Below are 22,987 nucleotides of genomic sequence, written 5' to 3'. Positions count from 1 at the left end.
GCGTGAGGCACGGCGACGACGCGCTGCCGGGTTGGTATCGCACCGCGGCCGCGGCGAGTTGGCGATTTCTCGTCATCGTCGCGGCCGCGGGGGCGCTGCTGTGGGCCCTGGTCCACCTGCGCGTCGTCGTCCTGCCGATCATCGTCGCGCTGCTGATCAGCACGCTGCTGCTGCCGGTGGTGCGCTGGCTGAAGGCGCGCGGAGCGCCTGACGCCCTCGCCGCGGCGGGCGCGATGCTCGGCGCGTTCCTGCTGATCGCCGCGATCGGGACGGCGGTCGCGCCGTCGATCGGCGACCAGTTCGGCGAGCTCCGCCCGCGCGCCGAGGATGGCCTGCGGGAAGCCGGCGACGTGCTCGCCGAGCCGCCGTTCAACCTCAGCGAGACGGAGATCCAGGACCAGATCGACGACGGCATCGCCCGGCTGCGCGAGAACAGCGGGCCGCTGGCGCGCGGCGTCACGAGCGGCGCCGTGATCCTCGGCGAGGTCCTGACCGGGCTGCTCGTCGCGCTGCTGCTCACGTTCTTCTTCCTCAAGGACGGCGAGCGCATGTGGGGCTACCTGCTGCGCTTCACCGGCCGTGGTCGCGAGCACGCGAACGAGCTCGGCACGCGCGTGTACGCGGCGCTCTCGGGCTACGTGCGCGGCATCGCGCTCGTCGGCCTGGTCGACGCGCTGCTGATCGGGTTGGCGCTGGTGATCATCGGGGTCCCGCTCGTGGTCCCGATCATGGTGATCACGTTCTTCGCGGCGTTCGTGCCGCTGATCGGCGCGTTCCTGGCCGGCCTCGTCGCCGTGCTGATCGCGCTCGTCTCCGGCGGCGTGCTGGACGCGGCGCTCGTGCTCGGCGCCATCATTCTCGTCCAGCAGGTCGAGGGCCACCTGCTCTACCCGATCCTGATGGGCCGGACCGTGCACCTGCACCCGGCGGCGATCGTGGTCGCGCTCGCCGCCGGCGGCATCCTGGGCGGGATCGTCGGCGTCTTCCTCGCCGTGCCGGTCGCCGGCGTCGTCTCCGTCGTGCTCGACTACGTGAAGGCCGAGCCGCCGCCCGAGTCGCCGCTCGTCGACGAGGACGAGGCGAACGCCCCGCGCGAGTCCAGCCGCTCGGCGAGCGCCGAGAACTCCGCAGAGCGGTCGTAGCGGCCGGGCTCGAGGTAGAGCTTGCCAGGGTGCGCTCGCGGCTGCAGCGGCGCGAGCGCGGTTTCGATCGCGTCGAGCGGGACCGGCCCCGGCTCGAACGTGAAGTGCACGGCGAACGTGTCGCGGCCGTACATCGGGCTCATCCACAACTCGTCGGCGGCGACGGTGCGCAGCTCGCACACGAGCAGCCCCGGCAGCGTGAGTGCCCGCAGCGCGTCGATGGCGGCCGCCGCGTGCTCGCGGGGCAGCAGATACTCGGCCTGCAGCTCATCGCCCTTGCTCGGGGTGAAGCCCATCCGGAAGTGCGGCAGCCGGTCCCACCACGGACCGGGCACGCCGAGCTGGCGCGTGCAGTTCACGGGGTCGAGCTCCATGATCGGGTGACGCTCGACCGTGGCGGCAGTGGCGTCGAAGAGCGTGTCGGGCGGCGTGCCGCGTGCCTTCAGCCAGACCATGTCCACGCCTTTCAGGCGCGTGAAGACACTGACGCTGTAGGCGGCGTCGAAGACGTCCGGGACGTGCTCCCAGCTGAGCCCTTCGAAGACCCGCTGCGTGACCTCGTAGTGCGGCTCGGTGTCGAGCGTGACGCGGGTCACGACGCCGAGCCGGCCGAGGTGGACGACCATGCCGTCGAAGTCGGGCTCGCCGCGGCGGGCTTCCACCACGTCGCCGGTGCTCGTCACGAGCTGCAGCGCCCGCACCGCCGTCGCCAGGTTGCCGGTACCCGATCCGTGCGTGCCGGTCGCGATCGCCCCGCCGACCGAGATGTGCGGGAGCGACGCGAGGTTGTGCAGCGCCGCGCGCCCGTCGAGGTGCTGCGCGAGCTCGCCGTAGGTGAGACCCGCGTTGCAGGTGACGCAGTGGTCCTCGAGCACGACGTCGGCGGGCAGGCCGCGCACCGACACGAGCTCGTCGGCGTCGGCCAGGTGGTTGAACGTGTGGCGCGAGCCGAGCGCGCGCAGGTTGGCGGCCTTCGCCACGATCGCGCGCAGCTCGTCGTGCGTCGCCGGCTCGTGCACGCGCCGCGCGCGGTAGGTGACGTTACCGGCCCAGTTGCGCATCGAACGCCTCGCCGGCGTTCTCCACCACGCGCCGCTCGCCCTCGCAAAGGAGCACGAACCGCTGCCGCGCGAACTCGGGGTAGCCGTCGCCCTCGACGGTCGCGCTCAGCTCGCGCCCGCGCAGCGTGAAGGTCGTGCGATAGAAGCCGCCGTCGACCGTGAGGCCGTCGTCCTCGTGCAGGATCGACTCGCCGTCGCCGGGGAACACGCGCAGCTCGATCTCGGTCGGATGGTGCCCGGCGGTGGACGGCGGCGCCTGCGGCCACATCGGGATCACGGTCCCGGCGCGGGCGAAGATCGGGATGCGGTCCATCGGCGTGGGCGCGACGATCCAGCGCCCACCGGTGTGCCGTTCGCCCGAGTGCCAGTCGTACCACTCGCCGCGCGGGAGATAGACCTGGCGGGCGGTCATGCCGGGCTCGGTGACGGGCGCGACGAGCAGGTCGCGGCCGAGCAGGTACTGGTCGTCGATGTCGCGGACGGTCGCGTCGTCCTGGTGGTCGAACACGAGTGGGCGCTGCACGGGCTCACCCGTCTCGCACGCGCGCACGAACGCCGCGTACAGGTACGGCAGCAGCCGGTAGCGCAGCTCCAGCGCCGCTCGGGCGAGAGTGAGCACCGCCTCGCCCCAGGCCCACGCGTACTGGTCGACGTTGCCGATCATCGAGTGGTTGCGGCAGAACGGCGTCAGCGCGCCGTACTGCATCCAGCGCACGAACAGCTCGCCGTTGGAGTCGCCCTGGAAGCCGCCGATGTCGGCGCCGACGAACGGCTGTCCGGACACGCCGAACCCGTTCGCCATGGGGATGCTCACCCATAGGTGGTCCCAGCGGGCCTGGTTGTCCCCCATCCAATTGGCCGCGTAGCGCTGGATGCCGGCGAAGCCCGCGCGGCTGAGCACGAACGTGCGCTGCTCCGGCATCGCCTGCTTGAGCCCGTCGACGGTGCCCATCGCCATCAGCAGCGCGTACTGGTTGTGGTAGCGCTCGTGGCTCTCGGTGCCGCGGTTGAAGCGCATCCGCTCGGGCGGCACCGAGCCGGTCGCGGGCTCGTTCATGTCGTTCCAGATGCCGGCCAGACCGGATTGCACGTGCTGCGCGTTGAGCTCGCCCCACCACGCGCGGCCCTCCTCGGTGGCGAAGTCCGGGAACGCGGTGTCGCCGGGCCAGACCTCGCCGATGTACACGTCGCCGCCCTCGGTGCGGCACAGCACGTCCCGCTCGACCGCCTCGTCGAAGACGGCGTACCCGGGCTCGTACTTGACGCCCGGGTCGATGATCGTGATCACCTTGAAGCCCTGCTCGTCCAGGCGCTGCAGCATCCCGGGCGCGTCGGGGAAGCGCTCGGTGTTCCAGGTGAAGACGCGGTAGCCGTCCATGTACTCGATGTCCAGCCACAGCGCGTCGCACGGCAGGCCGTGGTCACGGTGCTGCGCGCCGAGCTGCTCCACCGCGTCCTGCGTGTAGTCGAACCAGCGGCACTGGTGGTAGCCGAGCGCCCACAGCGGCGGCTTGGCCGCGCGGCCGGTGAGCCATGTGTAGGCCTCGAGGATGTCCGGCATCCGCGGGCCCGCTAACACGTACTCCGTGTACTGGCCGCCCTCGAAGCGGATGCGGATCTCGTCGCGGAAGTCGTAGCTCGCGCGGTAGCCGTTGTCCACGAACGAGCCGCTCATGTGCCCGTCCTTGGTGTGGTGGTAGAAGAACGGGATCGAGACGTAGTACGGGTCGAACTCGACGTCGTCCCCGTTGCCGCCGAACTCGGCCGCGGCCGTGGGATTGAGGATGTCGGTGTTCCAGAGCGTGTAGCCCCGGTTGCGCCGGTTCCCGGAACCGCCCTTCTCCCCCAGGCCGTAGATCGCGTCGCCGAGCTGCACGTGGCGGCGCAACTCGAACGCGTCGTTGAGCGTCGCGTACGCGCTCGTGGTGTCGAGCACGGTGCTTCCGTCCACGCGCTGGATGAGGATCCCGAACGGGTCCTCGCGCAGCGTCACCGTCAGGGCGCTCGTGCGCAGCGTCGTGCCCTCGACCGTGAAGTCGGCCGTCCCGTCCGCGATCACGGCGAACGTGGGCGCCTCGTCGAAGACGCCGCCGCGGCTGAGCTTGATCCGCACGACGTCCTCGCGCACGGGCTCGATCCGCAGCCGCTCGCCGTGCAGCGTCGCCTCGAGGCCGCGCTCGGTCGCGGTGACGCTGTCGACGGTCGTGAACTCGATCACGGCACGTTCCGGCGCAGCTCGTCGAGCCAGACGGCGCCCGTGGAGTCGCTCGGTGCGCGCCAGTCGCCGCGCGGGCTCAGCGAGCCGCCCGAGCCGACCTTGGGCGAGTTCGGGATCGCGGTGCGCTTGAACTGGCTGATGCGGAAGAAGCGGTCCAGGAAGACCTCGAGCCAGTGCTTGATGTCCGCGCGGGTGTACTCGTTGCGCTTGTGCTCGGGGATGAGGTCCAGCCACGGGCCGCGCTCCCTGTCGCCCCAGGCGTGCTCGGCCATGAACGCGACCTTGCTCGGGCGGTAGCCGAAGCGCAGCGTGTAGAACAGGTGGAAGTCCTGCAGCTCGTACGGGCCGATCTTGCTCTCGGTGTCCGAGGTGGGCTTGTCGCCCTCGCCCGGGATCAGCTCGGGCGAGATCTCCGTGTCCAGCACGGACTGCAGCACCTCGTTGACCTCGGGCTCGAACTGCTCGGTGTCGATGACCCAGCGCAGCATGAAGCTGATCAGCGTCTTCGGGACGCTCGCGTTGACGGCGTAGTGGGACATCTGGTCGCCGACGCCGTAGGTGGCCCAGCCCAGGGCCAGCTCGGACAGGTCGCCCGTGCCGATCACGAGGCCGCCCTGGTAGTTCGCGAGCCGGAACAGGTGCGAGGTGCGCTCGCCGGCCTGGACGTTCTCGAACGTGATGTCATAGACCTTCTCGCCCTGGCTGTACGGGTGCTCGAGATCCGCGAGCATCTGCTTGGAGGAGGGCGTGATGTCGATCTCGCGCGCGCTCACGCCGAGCGCCTCCATCAGCTTCCACGAGTTGCCCTTGGTGTGCTCGGACGTCGCGAAGCCCGGCATCGTGTAGGCGAGGATGTTCTCGCGCGGGAGCCCGAGCCGGTCCATCGCGCGCGCGAGGACGATCAGCGCGTGCGTGGAGTCCAGGCCGCCGCTGACCCCGATCACGGCCTTCTCGATCCCGGTCGCGCGCATGCGGGTCTCGATGCCGCGGACCTGGATGTTGTAGACCTCGTAGCAGCGCTGGTCGCGCGTGACGGGGTTCGCGGGCACGTACGGGAAGCGCTCGATCCGGCGCCGCAGCGGCGTCTCGGTGTCCCCCGGGCCGACCTCGAACCCGATCCGCCGGAAGGACTCCAGGCGGTCCTTGTGGTCGTGGATGGAGTCGCCGAAGGAGTTCGTGCTCGACCGGTCCGAGAGCATGCGATCCAGGTCGATGTCCGCGAACAGCAGCTGCTCGTCGTCGGAGAAGCGCTCGGCCTCCTCGACCAGGTCGCCGTTCTCGTAGATCATCGCCTGGCCGTCCCAGGCGAGGTCGGTCGTGGACTCGCCGCGGCCGGCCGCGGTGTAGATGTAGGTCGCGATGCAGCGGGCGGACTGCCCGCCGACGAGCGTGTGGCGGAAGTCGGCCTTGCCGACCGTGATGTTGCTCGCGCTCAGGTTGGCGAGGATCGTCGCGCCGGCGAGCGCGCCGTAGGTGGACGGCGGCAGCGGCACCCACAGGTCCTCGCACACCTCGACGTGGATGGAGAGCCCGCGCACGTCGGAGGCCTCGAAGATCAGGTCGTTGCCGCACGGGACGGTCTCGCCGAGGATGTCGACCTCGTAGCCGAGGAACTCGCGCGCGGCGCGGAACTGGCGCTCCTCGTAGTACTCGCGGTACTCGGGCAGGTAGGACTTCGGGACGACGCCGAGGATGCGGCCGCGGTGGATGACGAACCCGCAGTTGAACAGCCCGCCCTGAGCGCGCAGCGGGCCGCCCACGATCAGCATCGGCAGCAGGTCCCGGCTGGCCTCGACGATCTGCTCCAGCGCCCGCTCGACGCCGTCGTTGAGCGCGGCCTGGTGCAGCAGGTCGTCGATCGCGTAGGCCGAGAGGCCGAGCTCCGGGAACACGGCCAGGGCGGCGCGCTCGTCGGACGCGCGTTGGGCGAGCGCGAGCGTGCGCTCGACGTTGAACGCGGGATCGGCCGGCTTGAGGTGCGGGACCGCCGCCGCCACGCGCGCGAACCCGTGGGTGTAGAGGGACTCGTAGGTGGCCACGGGCTTGTCTTACGCGGTCGCCCGGTCCGCGAAACTCGCGAGGTCGTTGAACGTCATGTCGGGCACGGCCGCCGCGGGCGGCGTCGCGCCCCCGCCGTCACGCCCGGCGCGGCGGTCGATCCACACCGTCGTCATCCCGAGCGCCTTCGCGGGCACGTGATCGTGGAACAGGCTCTGCGCGACATGCAGGATGCGCTCGCGCGGTGTGTCGATACGGGCGAACGCGTAGTCGAAGTTCTCGATCCGCGGCTTGTAGCCTTCGGCCTGCTGGGCGGTGATGACCCAGTCGAACTCGACCTGCAGCTTCTCGTTGGAGGCCGCGAACAGGTCGTCGTCGCAGTTGGTGATGACGCCGAGCCTGAAGCGCTGCTTGAGGCGCTGCAGCGCGGCGGCGCTGTCTTCGAAGGCGGGCCAGTCGACGACCGAGCCGCCGAAGGTCTCCTGCTCCTCGGTGGTTGGCTCGAAGCTCAAGTCGGTGCCGATCCCGCGCAGGGCACCGGCGAGGATCTCGCGGTAGCGCTGGTAAGGGCCCGCCTCCAGCGCCGCCTCGTGGTGCGCGAAGAACTCGAGCAGCGTCTCGTCCTCGCGGCTCGCGCCGTGGTGGTCAAGCACCGGCCGGAGCGCGTTCAGGATCCCGGTCTCCCAGTCGATCAGGGTTCCGTAGCAGTCGAAGGTGAGTGCGTCGAAGGCACCGAAGTCGATATCGCCCACGCGGGCATCCAATCACGGGAGCCGCCGTCCGCACCGAGTTGCCGGACGGCTGGGCTCAGGTTCGGTCGAGCGTCGCCAGCCAGGCCGGGAGGCCTTCCGGTGCGAAGCGGGTGACGAGCACGTCGCGTTCGAGCGCCGCGAAGCGCCAGCCGTCGGCGAAGGCGGCGCGCAACTCGGCCTCGCTGACCGGGTGCGGGACGTCGGTGTGCTCGTCGCTGAAGCAGAGGACGAAGAGCCGGCCGCGCGTCACCGCGGCGAGCGACGCGACGTACGCGCGGCGCTCGGCGGCGTCGAAGGTGTGCAGCAGCCCGCAGTCGAGCACGGTGTCGAACGTGCCGCGGAGCCGGAGCGCGTCGCCGACCTTGAAGGTCACGTCGAGGTTGCGCGCCTGCGCCTTGCTGCGAGCGAACGCGATCGCGGTCGGCGCGACGTCGACGCCGACCACGGTCAGCCCGAGCGATGCCGCGAGCAGCGCGTGCTCGCCCGTCCCGCAGCCGACGTCGAGCACGGCTCCCGTGAACGCGCCCGCCTCGGCCAGGCGTGCGAACGCCGGCTGCGGGCGGCCGATGTCCCACGGCGCCGGCTCCTCACGCGTGTACGACGCGTCCCAGCTCGCCCCCGCGCGCTGCTCGTGGCTCGTCACGTGCCGGGGACCACGAGCACGGGCAGCGCCGCGGCGTGGACGAGCCCCGAGGCGACCGAGCCGAGCACGGTGGAGGCGACCGCGCCACGGCCGCGCGAGCCCACGAGGACCGCCGCCGCGCCGTGCTCCTGCGCGCTCGCGAGCAGCGTCCGCCACGGGCCGCGGGCGGCCACCGGCGACCCGGCGCGAGCGTCCAGGCCGAGCTCGCGTGCGAACGCGGCGCCCTCCTCGGCGACGGCGTCGTCGGGAACGGTCGTGCGGGCGTCGATCGCGTGGACGACGAGCAACGGCGCGTCCCGCACGTGCTCGCCGGCGAAGCGCAGCGCCGCGCGGGCGCCGTCCGAGCCGTCGTAGCCCGCGACCACGGGCGGGGTCCCGCCGGTGTCCGCGGACGTGGGCGCTGTCCCGCCGTCGCCCGCACCGGCCGGGACGACGAGCAGCGGACGCTCGGCGTGGTGAACCAGGCTCGACGCGGTGCTGCCGAGCATCGCCCGCTCGAGCGCGCCCTCGCCATCGGTGCCGCACACGATTGCGTCCGCCCCGATCTCCGCCGCGATCGTCCGCAACTCCCGCCACGGCGTGAGCGCGAACCGCAGTTGCGGCTCCGCCTCGAGGCCCGCCGCACGCGCGAGCTCGACGCCCGCTTCGGTGGTCGCGCGCGCCTCCGTCTCGGCCTGCTCGCGCAGGTTGTCGATCCCCTCCGCAACCATCGTCTCCGGCAGCGCGACGCGCGCCAGCCCGGCGCTGGCCATCGATGGCGCCGGCGGGTGCACGTGCGCGACGACAGCCTCACACGGCCCGAACAGCGCCCGCGCGGCGCGGATCGCCGCACGCGCGGGCTCGGAGTCGTCGAAGCCGATCAGCAAGCGGGTCATGACTGCTCCACGAGGTCGAAGGCACTGCCGGGCGGGACCTGCCCCCCGCGCCGGAGAGCACGGACCGTACCGGTCCGCGGCCGCGCGAGCCAGCGACGCGCGGATCGGCGTGGCGGCGGAGAACGCCCGCAGCCGTTAAACGGCGAAGCCGCCGCGATCCCAAAGGGACCGCGGCGGCCTCAGAGACGCACCGTTACGGAGTCGTGGTCGACAGTGTGAAGGTGAGCGTCTTGCTGTAGTTGCCCGTGCGCAGCGGATCGGTGCGACCGATCTCCTGCGAGAACTGCAGCTTCGGCTGGTCGTTGGTGACCGGGCCGTTGTAGGTGAGCACGGACGTCGCCGCCGCGCCCAGCGCCGTCAGCGCCGTGCCGGTGCCGGCGGTGCTGGTGGCACCGACCTTCAGCGGCTTGGGCAGGACGAACGCGCCGTTGACGAGGTGACCCGGGTTCGGGCCCGCGTCGGAGACGCTGAGCCGCGCGTCACCGGCCGTCGAGATCACGTTCGCGCCGACCTCGGTCGAGTACGTCTGGTCGACGCCGGGCGTGAAGACGCCCAGCGACGGCGTACCCGACAGGGACAGCGCCAGCGTCGCCGGGACCGAGCCGCCGACCGTGCCGTCGACCGGCGGAGCCGTGATGCGGCTGACGCCTGGGCCGTCGAACTTGACCCAGTTGAGCGCCGTGGTGTTGCTGTTGGTGACCGTGAGGAACAGCTCGTTCAGGCCGTCCAGCTTGGGCAGCGGGAACGACTGGGTCCGCCACACGTCCGGCGTGCCGACGGCCGTGAGGTTGAACGAGGCGACGATCGGACCGTTCTGGGAGCCCGTGTGCAAGCGGACCGTGTTGAGGACGGAGCCGGCGGCGCGAGCGCCCTGATCGGCATAGCGGAACGAGATGCCGTTGACGTCCCTGAGGTTGAACGGGCCGTTCAGCCTCAGCCACTCCGGGTTGTTGCCCGCGTTGGCGCCGATGCTGGCGACATGCAGACCGCCGCCCTCATCGTTGGTCGCGGTCGGGACCCAGAAGCTCTGCGTGGCGTGCTCGAGCTCCTGCTGCGCCTGGCGGATCTTCACCTGCTTGTTGACGGTGATGCCCGGAACGGTGCCGTTGCCCTTGTCGGTGTAGGTCGCGCTGATGACGCCGAACACGTTGCCGCCGTGCGAGACGTCCTCGGCCAGCGTGGTCAGGAAGCCGGAGCAACCGAGCTTCTCCTCCTCGCCGTGACCGTGCTCGTCGTGACCGAGGATGAACTCGACCTCGACGTCGTTGCAGTCGATGCGCTCGTCCTCGGGGTCGGTGACCTCGACGACGTACGGGATCCTGTCGCCGAAGGTGAACACGCCACCCTCGTACGGGGACTTGATCGTGATCGTCGCCGCGGTGTTGCCGGCGGTGATGATCGTGCTGGTCGACGCGGTCTTGCCCGTCGAGTCGGTGACCTTCAGGACGACCGTGTACTGGCCGGCCTTGGTGAAGGTGTGGGTCGGGTTGGCCTCCTCGGAGATCGGGGAGTCGTCACCGAAGTCCCACTCGTAGCGGACCGAGTCGCCCGCGTCCGGGTCACCGGAGCCGGCGCTCGAGAAGTTGACCGTCAGCGGCACGCCGCCGTCGGTCTTGTCGGCGGAGAGCACGGCCTTCGGCGCGCGGGCGCCCTTGACGTACTCCCACTTGTACATGCCGGCGTCGAAGTTGGCCGAGAAGAAGCCGTTGCCGTACGTCAGCAGGTAGAACGCGCCGTCCTTGCCCCACGCCAGGTCCATCGGCGCGTCGCACTCGAACATCGGCGGGTTCGCGGGGTTGACGGCGCCGCAGTCCAGGAAGGGGTTGATCTTCTGGATGTGGTTCTCGCCGTCGAGCTTGACCTCGCGCATCGTGTTACGGCCGAACTCGGCGATGATCACCGAGTCGTCGTAGTACGGCGGGAACTTGACCGCGCTCGGGTTGTCGGCGTTGTACTCGTACTTCGCCATGCCGTGCGGGGCCACGCCGCCGTCGAACAGCTCCGGGAACAGCCGCGGGCACTCGGTGGTCGAGAGCGGCGCGTTCGGGCCCGGGGTGAGCTGCGTGCCGGCCTGGCACGGCGTACCCGCGCCCACCGGGCGGGGGTTGGTGCCGGCGAGGTTCGGGTTGTCCTGGTAGGAGTACCAGATGTCCGGGTCGGTGACCGGCGGGACGTCCACCAGACCGGGCTCGACGGACGGACCGCCGTTGAGGTTCATGTAGGCGTCGTTCTTCTGCGTCGGGCCGCCGCACTCGATCTCCTTGGCGCCCGTGAGCGGGATGCGGCCGGCGGACGTGGTTCCCTCCGTGAACTCGCTGAACTCCCACTCCCAGTAGCCGAGCTTGCTCGAGTAGCACGTCGGCCAGCCGTAGTTGGACGGCTTGCGGACGATCTCGTAGCGACCGACGCCGGCCGGGCCACGGCCGCGGCGCGCCGTCTGCGAATCCGGCGAGTAGTCGGTGGTGTAGATGACGCCGTCCGAGTCCACGTCGACGCGGAACGGGTTGCGGAAGCCCATCGAGTGGACCTCCGGGCGGGTCTTGGCCTGCGGCGCGCCCCCGACGAGCGGGAACAGGTTGCCCTCCGGGATCGTGTACGCGCCCGCGCCGGAGCCGTAATCGGCCTTGTTGAAGTCGGCCGCCGGGATGGCGGTCTCCTTGACCTTGATCCGCAGGATCTTGCCGCGGAGGTCGTTCGTGTTGAGCGCCGTACGACGGGCGTCGGAGGTCGGCGGGAAGAAGTAGCCGCCCTCATGCGTCGTGACGAGCGACGGAGCCGCGCTGCCGCCCTGGATGTTCGACGTGTTCAGCGTCATCTGCGGCTGGTTCTTCTGCGCGCGGGCGCGGCGGAAGAACACGTTGACCGCCGGGTTCGGGTTGGTCTGCGCGTTGAACACGAGGCTGCCGCTCGCCTGCACCTCGTCCGGCGCCAGCACCTCGAGCGCCTCGAGCGCGGCGTCGACCTGGTCGTTGGTCGCGTTGAACGGGATCGGCGCGGTCGTCTGACCCTCGAAGGTGAGGGTGAACGTGCCGCCCGTCGCGCCCGGGATGCGGATCGTCTGCTGCTCGTCGGCGAGCTGGTCGTTGTACGGGCCGAAGCCGCCGCCGTTGACGCCGCCGGCCTCGTTGTCGTCGCCCGTACCGGTGATCAGCACGTTGTTCTTGTCGAACACGATGTCGCCGCCGACGTGGCAGCACTGGCCGCGGTTCTGCGGCACGCGCATGATCTGCTCTTCGGAGTTGAAGTCCATCGTCAGGTTGCCCTGGGCATCCTCGACGAGCTTGAAGCGCGAGAGCTGGAAGTAGCCGACCCACGGGTCCCAGGCCGCCAGCGACGGCTGCGGCTGGTTGGCGTTCGGCGCATTCGCGATCGGGGTCGTCTGCGTCACGACCTGGCCGGTCGACAGCTTGACGTTCTCGACCGTCAGCGGCGAGTAGTACAGGTACAGGTACTTGTTCTGCGCGAAGTTGTTGTCCACGGCCGGGCCGTACAGGCCGTCCTCGGACACCGTGTACAGGCGGAACTTCGACGGCGTCGACGCGGCCTGGAAGTCGGCGACGACCTTGGTCGTGCCCGCCTCCGGGTCATGCACGCGGACCTGGCCCGAGCGCAGGGTCTGGATGATGCGGCCGTCGTCGAGACGGTGGAAGCCGATCGGCTCGCCGACGTTCGGCGGAGCGGCGATCTTCGTCTGCTGGTAGTTCGTCAGCACCGTGGCGCCGCAGTCGCTGTACTCGGGGTCGCTCTGACCCGCGGCCCACGCGATCGCGCCCTTGAGGTGCTTGCCCAGGTTCTCGTCGAACGCGGCCGCGTTCGTGCCCAGGCCCGTGTAGAAGGAGCGGCCGTTCTGGAAGTCCTTGCACCACGAGATCGGGTGGTCGGCGCCCATGGCGTTGGCGCCGAAGTCGACGCCGTTGAGGACCTTGCCCTGCGGCTGCGGCCCGAACGGGTCCTCCACGACGGACGCGAGCACGTGCGACTTGCCGCGCACGTTGGCCGTGAAGCTGTACCAGCCGCCCTCGGAGCGGTCCCAGTACTGCGGCAGGGCCTTGGTCGCGTCATGGACGCGGTCGATGACCTTGACGGTCGCGGCCTGGCCCTCGGCGCGGCCCTTGGCGCGCGTGCCGAGCGCGTCGGTCAGGAACTGCCAGGACTCGTCGGTCTCGATGGCCGAGCCGATGGCGACGAGACCGCCGCCGTCCTTGTAGTAGTTCTCGAAGTTCGTACGCTGCGCGGCGCTGAGCGGGCTCGCCTGGCCCGTGTTCAGGAACACGACCGCGCGGTAGGCGTCCAGGCCCTCAGGCGTGAACTTGGCCCCGACCTCGGCCGGAGCGGGTGCTTCGACGACGCCGTCGGTCCCGACGGCGCTCGTGATGGCGTTGATGCCGGCGGTGCTCGTCGCGTCCGACGTGCTCGTCACCACGAGCACCTTGTACGGCTCGACTTCCTTGGCGGAAGCCGTCGCCGGCAAGGCCAGAGCCAGGCTCGCGAACGCGAGACCCCAGCTTCTCCTCCCCATCTACTCCTCCTCTACGTGTGGGCGACCCTACTCCGCGCGCGACCTGCCCTCCCTAGGCGTGCGGCGCGCGGCCCATCTCTCTTGGATCATCTGCCTTTTGTCAGACAAAAGTTACACGATCCAGCAGCGAATCTAGACGGGATACCCGACCGGAGTCAAGGGCTTATTTCGCGGAGGTCACCCGAAGTGGGCCGTAGCGGGACAGCGTCAGCTCGCACCACACCGATTTTCCGTCTCTGAGAGGACGAGTTCCCCAGCGGTGCGCGACGGCGGCGGTCAGCTGGAGGCCGCGGCCGTGGTCGTCGGCCGGCGTCGGGCGCAGCTTGCGCGGGATCCCCGCGGCGCCGTCATCGACCTCGATCCGCAGATGGTCCGGGTTGCGCCGCAGCCGCAGCTCCACGGGCGGGCGGCCGTGCAGGATCGCGTTGGTCACCAGCTCACCGGCGATCAGCAGCGCGTCATCGCGCAGACGTTCAGAGAAGCCCCAGTCGACCAGCGCCTCGGTGGTGAACGTGCGAGCGCGGCGGATCTCGCTCAGGTCGCTGTCGAGCGCGAGGGTCGCCGACGTCTGCGGCGGCGCCTCCAGCACGCGCGCCACGAGCAGCGCGACGTCGTCGTCGGAGCCCTCGGGCACGAGCGCGTGCACGAGCGCGTCGGGCAGCTCCCCGATCTCGCCCTCCAGCGCGGCCAACGTCGTCCCGAGCTGGTCGATCCCCGCGTCGATCACCCGGTCGCGCCGCTCGACCAGCCCGTCGGTGTAGAGCGCGAGCAGCGTCGCCGCGCCGAGCACCGCGGTCGCCTCGGTGAACACGGGCGCGCCGGTGCCGAGCGGCGGGCCGGCCGACTCGTCCAGGCGCTGCGGTGGCGCGCCCGGCGAGGCCAGCAGCGGCGGTAGGTGCCCGGCGTTGGCGTAGGTCAGCGTGCAGTCGCGCGGGTCGAAGATTGCGACCAGACAGGTGACGATCTGCTCCGCGCCGAGCTGGCCGACGACGTGGTCGAGCATCTCCAGCACGTCCGCGGGCGACAGCTCGAGCTGTGCGTAGGCGCGCACGGCGGCGCGCAGCTGACCCATCACCGCCGCGGCGCGTACGCCACGGCCGATCACGTCGCCGAGCACGAGCGCCGTCCGGCCGGCGCCGAGGTCGATCACGTCGTACCAGTCGCCGCCGACCTGCGTGCCCGCGACGCCCGCGCGGTAGTAGGCGCCGATCTCCAGCTGCTCGGCGTCGAACGAGCGCTGCGGCATCAGGCTGCGCTGGAGCTCGTCCGCGATCCGCCGCTCACGCGCTGCCGCCTCCCGCTCGGCGTGCGCGGCGGCCAGCGCCTGCTCGGCCGCGCGCTGGTCGGTGACGTCCTGCAGGCTGCCGCGCATGCGGACCGGCACGCCGTCGGCGTCGCATTCGAGCTCGCCCAGCGCGTAGACGGTGCGCGTGCCGCTCTCCGCCGTGAGAAGCCGGAACTCGACCTCGAGGCGCCCGCTCTCGAGCGCCGACGTGATCGAAGCGGACGCGCGCTCCAGGTCGTCGGGGTGCACGCTCTCGAAGGCCCGTGCCAGCCCGCCCTCCTGCAGCTCCTCGGCGGTCAGCCCGACCTGGCGCAGGTACTCCGCGGACGCCGTCACGTCGTTGGTGAGCAGGTCCACTTCCCACGAGCCGACGCGGGCGAGCCGCTGCGCCTGGTCGAGCAGGTCGCCGCTGCGGCGCAGTGCGTCCCGCGTGCGGCGGGCGCGGTCGAGCTCGATGTTCGCGTGCACGCGCGCGAGCAGCTCGCGCGCCGTGAACGGCTTGATCAGGTAGTCGTCGGCGCCCGCCTCCAGGCCTTCGATCGTGCCCTCCTCGCCCGCGCGCGCGGAGACCATGATCACGGGGATGTCGGTCGTCGCGGGGTCGGCCTGCAGGCCCGCGAGCAGCCCGAAGCCGTCGAGGTTGGGCATCATCACGTCGGTGACGACGAGCTCCGGTGGGTCGCGGCGCGCGAGCTCGAGCGCGACCTCGCCGTCGGGCGCGGTCTGGACCGCGTACCGGCTGTCGAGCAGCGAGGCGATGTAGGACCGCATGTCCGCGTTGTCGTCGACCACGAGCACGCGTGGGCGCTCGCCGGCGTGGACCGGCTCGCCGTCCTCGCTCTCGGCCGGGTCCAGCCAGCGCATCGCCTCGGCCACGAAGCCCTCGGCGTAGCGGCCGGCGTCCGTGGGCGCCGCGGGGTCGGAGACGACCTGGTCCGCGGGCAGGTGGCCGGCGCCGAACGGGATCGTGACCGTGAAGGTGGAGCCTTCGCCGGGCGTGGAGTCCACAGCGACCGTGCCGCCGTGCAGCTCTGCGAGCTCCGCGACGAGCGCGAGCCCGACGCCCGTGCCCTCGTGGCTGCGCGAGCGCGCGCCGACGACGCGGTGGAAGCGCTCGAACAACCGCTCCCGGTCGGCGGGGTCGATGCCGATGCCGGTGTCCGTGACGGTCAGCTCGACGTGGCGCTCGGTCGCGTACAGGCGTACCGTGATCCCGCCCGTGAACGTGAACTTGAGCGCGTTGGAGACGAGGTTCATCACGATCTTGGCCCACATCTCGGCGTCCACGTAGACGGGGTCCGGGAGCGGCGGCGTGTCGATCGTGAGCGTCAGCCCGGCGCGGTCGGTGGCCGACTCGAACATGCTCACGAGCTCGGCGGTGTAGCGGGCCAGGTCGGTGGGCGTGTAGGCGGCGTTGACGCGCCCGGACTGCAGGCGGCTGAAGTCCAGCAGCGTGTTGACGAGCTTGAGCAGGCGCTGCGCGTTGCGGTGGATGCGCTCGACGCGGACGCGCTGTTCGGCCTCCAGCGGGTCCTCGGCGTCGGCGAGCGCGTCCTCGGCCGGGCCGAGCAGGAGCGTGAGCGGTGTGCGCAGCTCGTGACTGACGTTCGTGAAGAACGCGGTCTTGGCTTCGTCGAGCGCGAGCAGGCGCTCGTTGCGCAGCCGCTCCTCCTCGTACGCGCGCGCATTGCTGAGCCCGGCGGTGATCTGGCCGGCGACGAGCTCGATGAAGCCGCGGTAGCCCTCGTCGAGCGCGCGGTAGCGGTTGAGCCCGGCGACGAGGAAGCCGAGCCCGCCGAGCGGGACGGTGAGCGCCGCGACGGGCGGCTGATCCCAGGCGCCCTTCGGCGGGTTCAGCGTGTCGATCTCGTCCACGACGATCGCGTGCTCGGCCTCCGGCCAGATGTCCTCCGGCGGCGACCACCCCTCCCCGCTGTGGGCGGCCGGCTGGGCCTCGCCGGCCTCGTCGTAGAGGTACACGAGCGTGAACGGGAGCGTGCGGCGGTCGCCGTCGAGCGCACGGCCGGTGGCGGCCAGCACCTCCGGCTCGTCGCGGGCGGCCGAGAGCGCCGCGCCGAGGTCGCGCAGCGTCGCGAGCTGACGCTCGCTCAACACGCGCTCGGTGTCCTCGCTGACGACGCACAGCATGCCCGCGACGCGGCCGTCGTCGCCGGCCAGCGGACTGTAGGAGAACGTGTGGTAGGTCTCCTCGACGAAGCCGCTGCGCTCGAGGAACAGCAGCAGCGCCTGGTCCCACGTGGCCTGGCCGGTCGTGAGCACGCCCTCGATGCGCGGGCCGATGTCGGGCCAGATCTCGGCCCACACCTCGCGCGCGGGGCGCCCCAGCGCCCACGGGTACTTCTTGTCGAGCGTGTCGCGCCGGTAGGCGTCGTTGCAGAAGAACGTCAGCTCCGGCCCCCACGCCATCCACATCGAGAAGCGGCTCGTGAGCAGCACCTGGACGATGCTCGCCAGCGCGCGCGGCCACTGCTCGGGCGGGCCGAGCGGCGTCGCCTCCCAGTCGACGGCCAGCAGGTCCTGCCCCACGGGCCCACCGGCGGTCAGGGCGGCGCGCGCGTTGCCGGTTTCGGCCATCGCTGTCGCGGCGGCCTACGCGGCCAGGCGCTCTTGCGGGTCGGACACGATGTCCAGCACCTTCGCGAGCCCCGACAGCTCGAGGATCCGCTGGACCGCTGCCGCCCCGCCGACGGCCACGGAGAACTGCTCGCGGCGCTCCTGCGCCCGCTTCTGCTGCCCGACGATCACGCCCAGCCCGCTGGAGTCGATGAACGTGACCTCACGCAGATCGAGCACGACCGAGGCCGAGCTCACGTCGGGAGCCAGCAGCGCCTCGCGCAGCTGCGGAGAGGTGGCGAGATCGATCTCGCCGCTGGCGACGACGACAACGCCGTCCCCGCGCCGCTCGTGGCGAACCTGGAACAAAGGATTGACAGACACCGCGCGCGAGGATACCGGTGAGGTAGCTGACCGGCTCCGTCAGCGGACCGTCTGAAGACCGTCAGCGCGCCGTGGTGGATTGCGGCCCATGCTCAAGACCAAGCTCCTGACCGCCGCCCTCGCCACCGTCGTCGCCGGCCTCGCCGCGGCCTCCTCCGCGCAGGCCGCCACGGACTACTTCATGAAGGTCGAGAGCACGACGCCCGCCGACGCCATCAAGGGCGAGAGCGTCGACCGCGAGTTCCCGCAGCTGATCGAGCTCGAGTCCGTGAGCTTCGGCGCGCAGAACGAGCTGTCGATCGGTTCCGCCACGGGCGGGGCCGGCGCCGGCCGCGCGCGGTTCAACGCGCTGACGGTCGAGAAGGCGGTCGACTCCACGACGCCGCGCTTCTTCCGGATGCTGGGCATGGGTGGGCACTTCGCCAGCGTCGAGATCATCGCGCGCGAGTCGAGCCCCACGGGCACGACCGTGGTGCCGATCCGCACGCTGTTCACGATGGTGGCCGTCACCGGGCAGGAGCAGAGCGGCGCCCGCGGTGAGGACATGCGCGAGAAGCTGACGTTCGCCTACGGCGGGCTGGCGCAGGCCGCCGTCTCCCCCTCGAGCCCGCTCAAGCCGAACGTCTTCTCGAGCTGGAGCGTCGTCACCAACTCCGGCATCCGCGAGGCGCTGCCCGCCCCCTACCGCGCGTAGCGGTCAGGCGAGGGCGCCGGCGATCACGGCGTCCTCCCACGACATCCCCGAGCTCTTGAACAGGCGCGGCCGGTCGGCATCAACCGGCCGCTCGCCGTTGACGAGCTCGGAGAGCGTGACGATGCGGTCCTCGGTCAGCGCGCCGGACCGCAGCGGCGCAACCACGTCGCCGGCCTCGCGCAGCGCGTTCGTGCGCGATTCCACGACGACGGTCGCCCGGGCGGCGAGCGCGTCGTCGGTCTCGCGCCGCTCAGGGTCGTGGCTACCGATCGCCACGACGGTGGCGTGGGGCTGGACGAGCGCACCGTCGAACAGCGGCGTCGGCGAGGTCGAGCAGCAGCAGATGATGTCGGCGCGCGCTACCAGCTCGGAGCTGTCGCCGTGGTCGCGGCCGAGGACGTCGACGTGCGCGATCGGCCGGATCGCCTTCATGGCCTCGATGTGCGCCTGCGACTGCGGGCCGCGGCCGAACACCAGCACCCGGGAGGCGTTCTCTGGCGCCAGGTGGCGGACGGCCAGCGCGGAGACGGCCGACGTACGCAGGTTGGTGAGCGCGATCCCGTCGATCAGCGCAGTCGGGGCGAGCGTCTCGGCGTCGAAGACGATCATGACGCCCTGGATGCGCGGGTCCCCGCCGACCGTCAGCACCTTCACGGCGACCGTGCCCCGCACCTCGCTCGGCATCAGCAGCAGCTCGCCGTTGCGCAGCGTGGCGAACGTGCGCGGCGTGTCGTCCTCGGGATCGAGCCCGCCGCGCAGCGCGGCCTCCAGCGCGTCGACGGCAGCGCTCGGCGTGAGCTGCCGCACGACGTCCGCGGCGTTCAGGGTTCGCAGGTCCACGGCGTGTGACGTTCGCACATTTCCGTGAACCGTCGGCGGCCCCTGCGACGTAGTGTTCTGGACCGTGCCCGACGAACTGACCAGCCTGCTCCGTGCGCTCGTCGCGACCCAGGAGGAGATCGTCGACGCGCTCGCCGAGGTGTCCGACGACGTGCGCGCGCTCGAACGCCGCCTCGACCTGCTGGAGACCGCCGCGGGCATGCGCGGCGAAGCGCAGCAGACCCAGGTTAAGACGCGCCGCCTGGTGACCCAGGCGCGAGAGATCCACCTGCGGTCGACCGAGCTGCGCGACGCGGCGCTCGACGGGCGCTGAGCCGTCAGGTCGTGCCGTTGCCCACCATGACGCCATGGCGGGGAGGCAGCGCTGCGGCCAGCTCGCGCTGGGCCCGGCGTTCGCGGGTGTAGCCGGCCAGAGCGCTGAGCGCCGTAGCGACGGGGACGGCGAGGAACGCGCCCGGAATCCCGGCCAGCGTCCCGCCCGCGGCGACCGACACGAGCACCACGACCGGGTGCAGCTTCAGCCGCGGACCGACCACGACCGGATAGAGCACGTTGCCCTCGACCTGCTGCACGACGACGATCGCGCCGAGGACGACCAGCGCGTCGGTCGCTCCACCGCTCACGAGCGCGACGAGCACGGCCGCCGCGCCCGCGACGATCGCGCCGATGATCGGGAAGAACGCCGCGACCCACGTCAGCACGATCAGCGGCATGGCCAGCGGAATGCCCATGATCAGCAGGACGGCGCCGATCAGGAGCGCGTCGACCGTCGCGACGAACACGACCCCGCGCGTGTACGCCGTGAGGTTGCTCCACATGCGCTCGCCCACCTCGTTGACCGCGTCGCGGCGCTCGCGCGGCAGCGACCCGAGCGCCCACCCCCACATCCGGCGCCCGTCCTTGACCAGGAAGAACGCGAGGAAGAAGACGAGCACCATGCTCGCCAGCCCGCCGGCCAGCGACGTGGTCGCGGCCATCGCGGTACCGCCGAGCCGCTCCCGGCCGCGGTCGGCGGCCGACTCGAGCTGGCGGTCGACGGCCGCGCGGTCCATGCCGGCCACGCTCTCGCCGAGCGAGTAGGCCACGCGCTTGACGCCCTCCTCCAGGCTCGACCCGAGGTCGGCGAGCTTGGCGATGAACGGCGGCAGGATCAGCGCGATCAGCCCGCACAGCAGGAGCACGGCCAGCAGCACGGAGATCGTCGCCGCGATCGAGGGCTTGACCCGCCGCTGCTCGAGCTTGGTCGCGATCGGCCGCAACAGCGTCGCCAGCAGCACGGCGACCGCGATCGGCAGCACGACGGCCATCAGCTTGCCGATCGCCCAACCGGCGAGCAGGACGAGCAGCGCGACGCCGAGCGCCGACCACGCGATGGAGCCGGCGCGGTTGAGGCCTCCGCGTCGTTCGTCGGTCACACGGCGCAGGTACCCGCGCGGCGACGCTTTTCAGTCCCTCCGTCACCCAATAGAGACATCGGCCACAGTTGCGCGGAGCGCCCCGAGCCGGGACAATCGTCCGCGATGCCACCAGCCGCTCGTGTCACCGACATGCACACGTGCCCGATGTTCGACGGGCCGAAGCCGCACGTCGGCGGCCCGATCCTTCCTCCGGGCGCCCCGATGGTGCTGATCGGCGGGTTGCCCGCCGCCCGCATGGGTGACATGTGCACCTGCGTCGGCCCGCCCGACACGATCATCATGGGCTCTCCCACCGTGATGATCGGCGGCAAGCCGGCCGCGCGCATGGGCGACATGACGGCACACGGCGGCGTGATCGTCGCGGGCTACCCCGGCGTGATGATCAACTAGAGCTTGTCGAGGCTCGTCGCGAGGTCGTCGAGCCCGTCAATGAGCGTGGTGACGCGGGTGACGGACGGGTCCGGCCCGCGTTCGCGGCGTTGCGGGCCGCCGAGCTCCTGCTCGAGCTTGGCCAGGCGCTCGTCGATCGATCCCTCGGGCGCGGGCCGCGCGCGCAGCTCCTCGAACGCGAGCTGGATCTCCTGGAAGCGCGCGGTCGACTCCGCCGAGCCGCCGTTGCGGTCCGGGTGGTGCACCTTGACCAGCTCCCGGTAGCGGTCGAGCACGAGCGCGGGCGACGCGCCGTGTGGGAGGCCGAGCACGCGATACGGGTCTCTGCGCACGCGGACAACGTATCGTCCGCGCCGTGGAGGCTGCCGGTCGGCGAGTAACGTCGCGGCGCCGATCGCAATGAGACGAGCGGCGCGGCCGCTACTTCAACGCGTCGAGCAGGCGCTCGAACTCGTCGGGCGCGATCGAGCCGCCCGTCGCGCGCGGGTGGCCGTGGGCGAACTCGCCCTGCTGGTCGGGCAGCGCCGTGCGGAGCAGCTCGCGCAGGTCGCCCTCGCCACCGCGGATCGAGAAGTGCACGCGGCCGTCCACGTAACCGTCGTTGGCCGCCAGTACCGGGCGCGGCGCGAGCCGCTTGGCCCACATCTGGGCCGTGAGGCCGTGCAGCTGGTAGGACGAGCTGAAGCGCACGACGGCGACGCGCTCGCCCACCGCGGGCGCGGTGCGGCGGACGCGCTCCCAGTCCGCGCGCCAGGCGTCGCGGGCGGCCTCGAGCTCCGCGATGCGCGGGTCGGCGAGCGCTGCCTTGGGGTCGTCGTGCTCGACCAGCAGCGCGAGCGCGGTGCGGACGCCGTCGAGGCCTGGGCCGCGGCGCGGCGCGTTGACCAGCGGGACGAGCTTGCGGACGGCGGTCTTCGGCGCGCCCGCGCACTCCGGCAGCGCGAAGCCCTTGTCGCCCAGGTCGCCGACCGCGCCCACGGCGGCGAGCCACGCCGGCTGGTCGGGCAGCACGCGCCGCATCAGCGCCGAGGTCGACGTGTCCTCGCCGAACCCGCTCAGCAGCACCTGCTCGGCGGTCGGCTCGGCCTCGGGCGCGTGGTGGTCGACGATCACCGCCGGCCCGGCGAACGCGCGCACACCCCAGTCCAGGAGCGCGGGCATGCCCGCGGGCGGCGTCGTCCACGGGTTCTCCCCGCGCCCGAACAGCGCGGCGGCCGCCGCCTGTTCACCTCGTGCGCGCAGGGCGAGGGCGCCCGCGGCGAGCCCGTCAGCGTCCGTGTGCGGGACGACGACGTCGGCTTCGAGCAGTGCGGCACGGACCCGTTCCATCGCCACGGGTCCGGCTGTGCGCGCCTACGGGATCACCGCAGGAACGCGAGCACGCGCTCGGTGAACACCGTCATGGTCTCCGCGTCGAAGAAGTGGTCGGTGCCCGGGTACAGGAACAGCTCGGCCGCGCCGGAGGCGGCGAGCGCGCGAGCGGCTTCGAGATCCGTGTTCGGCGGCAGCGCCAGCGGGTCGTGCTCGGTCAGGTGCAGCTGGAGCGGGATCTCGGCCGGCCACTCGCCGCCGAACTTTGCGGGTGGGACGCACGAGTGCGCGAGGACCGCGGCGCTGGCGCCCGGGCGGGTCTGCGCCAGCAGCTGCGCCGGGAGGGCGCCGAGCGAGAAGCCGATGTAGACGAGGTCGGCGGCGAGCGCGTCGGCCGCGCGGCGGCCGCGTTCGAGCAGGGTCGGGAACCCGATCGCCTCGGCGTGGGCCAGCCCTTCGTCAAGCGTGGTGAACGTCGCGCCGTCGTAGAGGTCGGGCGTGTGGGCCTCGTGGCCCGCGCTGCGCAACGCCGCGGCGAAGGCCAGCACGTCCGGCGTGAGGCCCCGCGCGTGGTGGAAGACGACGACCTCCGACATCGGCCGCAGCTTACGGGTCCGACCAGCGGGTACTGTCCCGCCACGGACCATCTGACGGGAGGACGGTGATGAGACGCACTCTGTTGCCGACGATCGCCTTGGCGATCGCGGTCTCGGGAGCGACCGCGGCTGCGGCCGGCGCGGTTGATCGCGATCGCGACAGGCCGGGGCAGGAGCAGGGCAAGCCGGGCGGCGGCCAGCAAGGCGGCGAGCGCGGCGGCCGCGACAGCGGCGGGGGCCAGGGCGGCCGGCCCGGCGGCGGCCGCGACAGCGGCGGCGGCCAGGGC

General features: G+C 71.7%; 19 protein-coding genes. 5 read left to right on the top strand and 14 right to left on the bottom strand.

The genetic code is table 11. The annotated features are described in order from the left end of the window. The first annotated feature begins 2 nt into the window (after window positions 1-2). Complete coding sequence (locus OJ962_RS04370; protein ID WP_202953594.1) at window positions 3-1,142, top strand: AI-2E family transporter; 1,140 nt, start codon at window positions 3-5, stop codon at window positions 1,140-1,142. Here the strand turns inward: OJ962_RS04370 and OJ962_RS04365 are convergent. From OJ962_RS04365 to OJ962_RS04325, 9 genes are all read right to left on the bottom strand, one after another. After that, a complete protein-coding gene (locus OJ962_RS04365; RefSeq protein WP_202953593.1) occupies window positions 1,028-2,203 on the bottom strand; it encodes an FAD-binding protein in 1,176 nt (391 codons plus the stop codon). The genes OJ962_RS04370 and OJ962_RS04365 overlap by 115 nt on opposite strands. Then, complete coding sequence (locus OJ962_RS04360; RefSeq protein WP_202953592.1) at window positions 2,184-4,421, bottom strand: glycoside hydrolase family 31 protein; 2,238 nt, start codon at window positions 4,419-4,421, stop codon at window positions 2,184-2,186. The genes OJ962_RS04365 and OJ962_RS04360 overlap by 20 nt, the downstream gene beginning before the upstream one ends. After that, window positions 4,418-6,460: an NAD(+) synthase gene (locus OJ962_RS04355; RefSeq protein ID WP_202953591.1), complete on the bottom strand. Its 2,043-nt coding sequence runs from the start codon at window positions 6,458-6,460 to the stop codon at window positions 4,418-4,420. The genes OJ962_RS04360 and OJ962_RS04355 overlap by 4 nt, the downstream gene beginning before the upstream one ends. Window positions 6,461-6,469: 9 nt before the next feature. Next, a complete protein-coding gene (locus OJ962_RS04350; protein ID WP_202953590.1) occupies window positions 6,470-7,171 on the bottom strand; it encodes a haloacid dehalogenase type II in 702 nt (233 codons plus the stop codon). Window positions 7,172-7,226: 55 nt separating this feature from the next. Beyond that, the gene (locus tag OJ962_RS04345; protein ID WP_202953589.1) at window positions 7,227-7,814 is read right to left on the bottom strand and encodes a class I SAM-dependent methyltransferase; all 588 of its coding nucleotides are present in this window, start codon (window positions 7,812-7,814) and stop codon (window positions 7,227-7,229) included. Continuing rightward, the gene (locus OJ962_RS04340) at window positions 7,811-8,689 is read right to left on the bottom strand and encodes a universal stress protein (protein WP_202953588.1); all 879 of its coding nucleotides are present in this window, start codon (window positions 8,687-8,689) and stop codon (window positions 7,811-7,813) included. Before OJ962_RS04340 ends, OJ962_RS04345 begins: the two co-directional genes overlap by 4 nt. A 193-nt stretch (window positions 8,690-8,882) precedes the next feature. Beyond that, a complete protein-coding gene (locus tag OJ962_RS04335) occupies window positions 8,883-13,208 on the bottom strand; it encodes a ThuA domain-containing protein (RefSeq protein ID WP_202953587.1) in 4,326 nt (1,441 codons plus the stop codon). Window positions 13,209-13,371: 163 nt separating this feature from the next. Next, window positions 13,372-17,088: a SpoIIE family protein phosphatase gene (locus tag OJ962_RS04330; RefSeq protein ID WP_202953586.1), complete on the bottom strand. Its 3,717-nt coding sequence runs from the start codon at window positions 17,086-17,088 to the stop codon at window positions 13,372-13,374. Window positions 17,089-17,103: 15 nt separating this feature from the next. Beyond that, on the bottom strand, window positions 17,104-17,451 hold the full coding sequence (locus tag OJ962_RS04325) for an STAS domain-containing protein (RefSeq protein ID WP_202953585.1): 348 nt from the start codon (window positions 17,449-17,451) through the stop codon (window positions 17,104-17,106). 88 nt (window positions 17,452-17,539) lie between these two features. On the opposite strand from OJ962_RS04325, the gene OJ962_RS04320 reads away from it, so the two are divergent. Continuing rightward, complete coding sequence (locus OJ962_RS04320; RefSeq protein WP_202953584.1) at window positions 17,540-18,145, top strand: type VI secretion system tube protein Hcp; 606 nt, start codon at window positions 17,540-17,542, stop codon at window positions 18,143-18,145. A 3-nt stretch (window positions 18,146-18,148) separates the two neighbouring features. Here OJ962_RS04320 and OJ962_RS04315 read toward each other — a convergent pair whose 3' ends face one another. Beyond that, window positions 18,149-18,985 (bottom strand): ornithine cyclodeaminase family protein, encoded by an 837-nt coding sequence (locus tag OJ962_RS04315; RefSeq protein ID WP_202953583.1) that lies wholly within the window; start codon window positions 18,983-18,985, stop codon window positions 18,149-18,151. 64 nt (window positions 18,986-19,049) lie between these two features. On the opposite strand from OJ962_RS04315, the gene OJ962_RS04310 reads away from it, so the two are divergent. Then, window positions 19,050-19,298 carry a hypothetical protein gene (locus OJ962_RS04310; RefSeq protein ID WP_202953582.1) on the top strand — a complete coding sequence of 83 codons (249 nt, stop codon included), beginning with the start codon at window positions 19,050-19,052 and terminating at the stop codon, window positions 19,296-19,298. Window positions 19,299-19,302: 4 nt separating this feature from the next. Here the strand turns inward: OJ962_RS04310 and OJ962_RS04305 are convergent, their stop codons facing one another. After that, a complete protein-coding gene (locus OJ962_RS04305) occupies window positions 19,303-20,400 on the bottom strand; it encodes an AI-2E family transporter (protein ID WP_202953581.1) in 1,098 nt (365 codons plus the stop codon). A 105-nt stretch (window positions 20,401-20,505) separates the two neighbouring features. On the opposite strand from OJ962_RS04305, the gene OJ962_RS04300 reads away from it, so the two are divergent. Beyond that, on the top strand, window positions 20,506-20,793 hold the full coding sequence (locus OJ962_RS04300) for a PAAR domain-containing protein (protein WP_202953580.1): 288 nt from the start codon (window positions 20,506-20,508) through the stop codon (window positions 20,791-20,793). On the opposite strand, the gene OJ962_RS04295 is transcribed toward OJ962_RS04300, so the two are convergent. The 3 genes from OJ962_RS04295 to OJ962_RS04285 form a co-directional block, all read right to left on the bottom strand. Continuing rightward, window positions 20,790-21,125, bottom strand: coding sequence for a J domain-containing protein (locus tag OJ962_RS04295; RefSeq protein WP_202953579.1), 336 nt, complete (start codon window positions 21,123-21,125; stop codon window positions 20,790-20,792). The genes OJ962_RS04300 and OJ962_RS04295 overlap by 4 nt on opposite strands. A gap of 88 nt (window positions 21,126-21,213) precedes the next feature. Next, the gene (locus OJ962_RS04290) at window positions 21,214-22,122 is read right to left on the bottom strand and encodes a DHH family phosphoesterase (RefSeq protein WP_202953578.1); all 909 of its coding nucleotides are present in this window, start codon (window positions 22,120-22,122) and stop codon (window positions 21,214-21,216) included. Window positions 22,123-22,154: 32 nt separating this feature from the next. Further along, on the bottom strand, window positions 22,155-22,700 hold the full coding sequence (locus tag OJ962_RS04285) for a dienelactone hydrolase family protein (protein ID WP_202953577.1): 546 nt from the start codon (window positions 22,698-22,700) through the stop codon (window positions 22,155-22,157). 68 nt (window positions 22,701-22,768) lie between these two features. Here OJ962_RS04285 and OJ962_RS04280 point away from each other — a divergent pair. Beyond that, window positions 22,769-22,987, top strand: a 219-nt coding sequence (locus OJ962_RS04280; RefSeq protein ID WP_270006207.1) for a hypothetical protein, incomplete at its 3' end; no start/stop codon positions are given.

Origin of the sequence: Solirubrobacter deserti, assembly GCF_027587175.1 — a bacterium.
Classification (GTDB): Bacteria; Actinomycetota; Thermoleophilia; order Solirubrobacterales; family Solirubrobacteraceae; genus Solirubrobacter; species Solirubrobacter deserti.
This window is presented reverse-complemented; position numbering and strand designations above follow the sequence as displayed.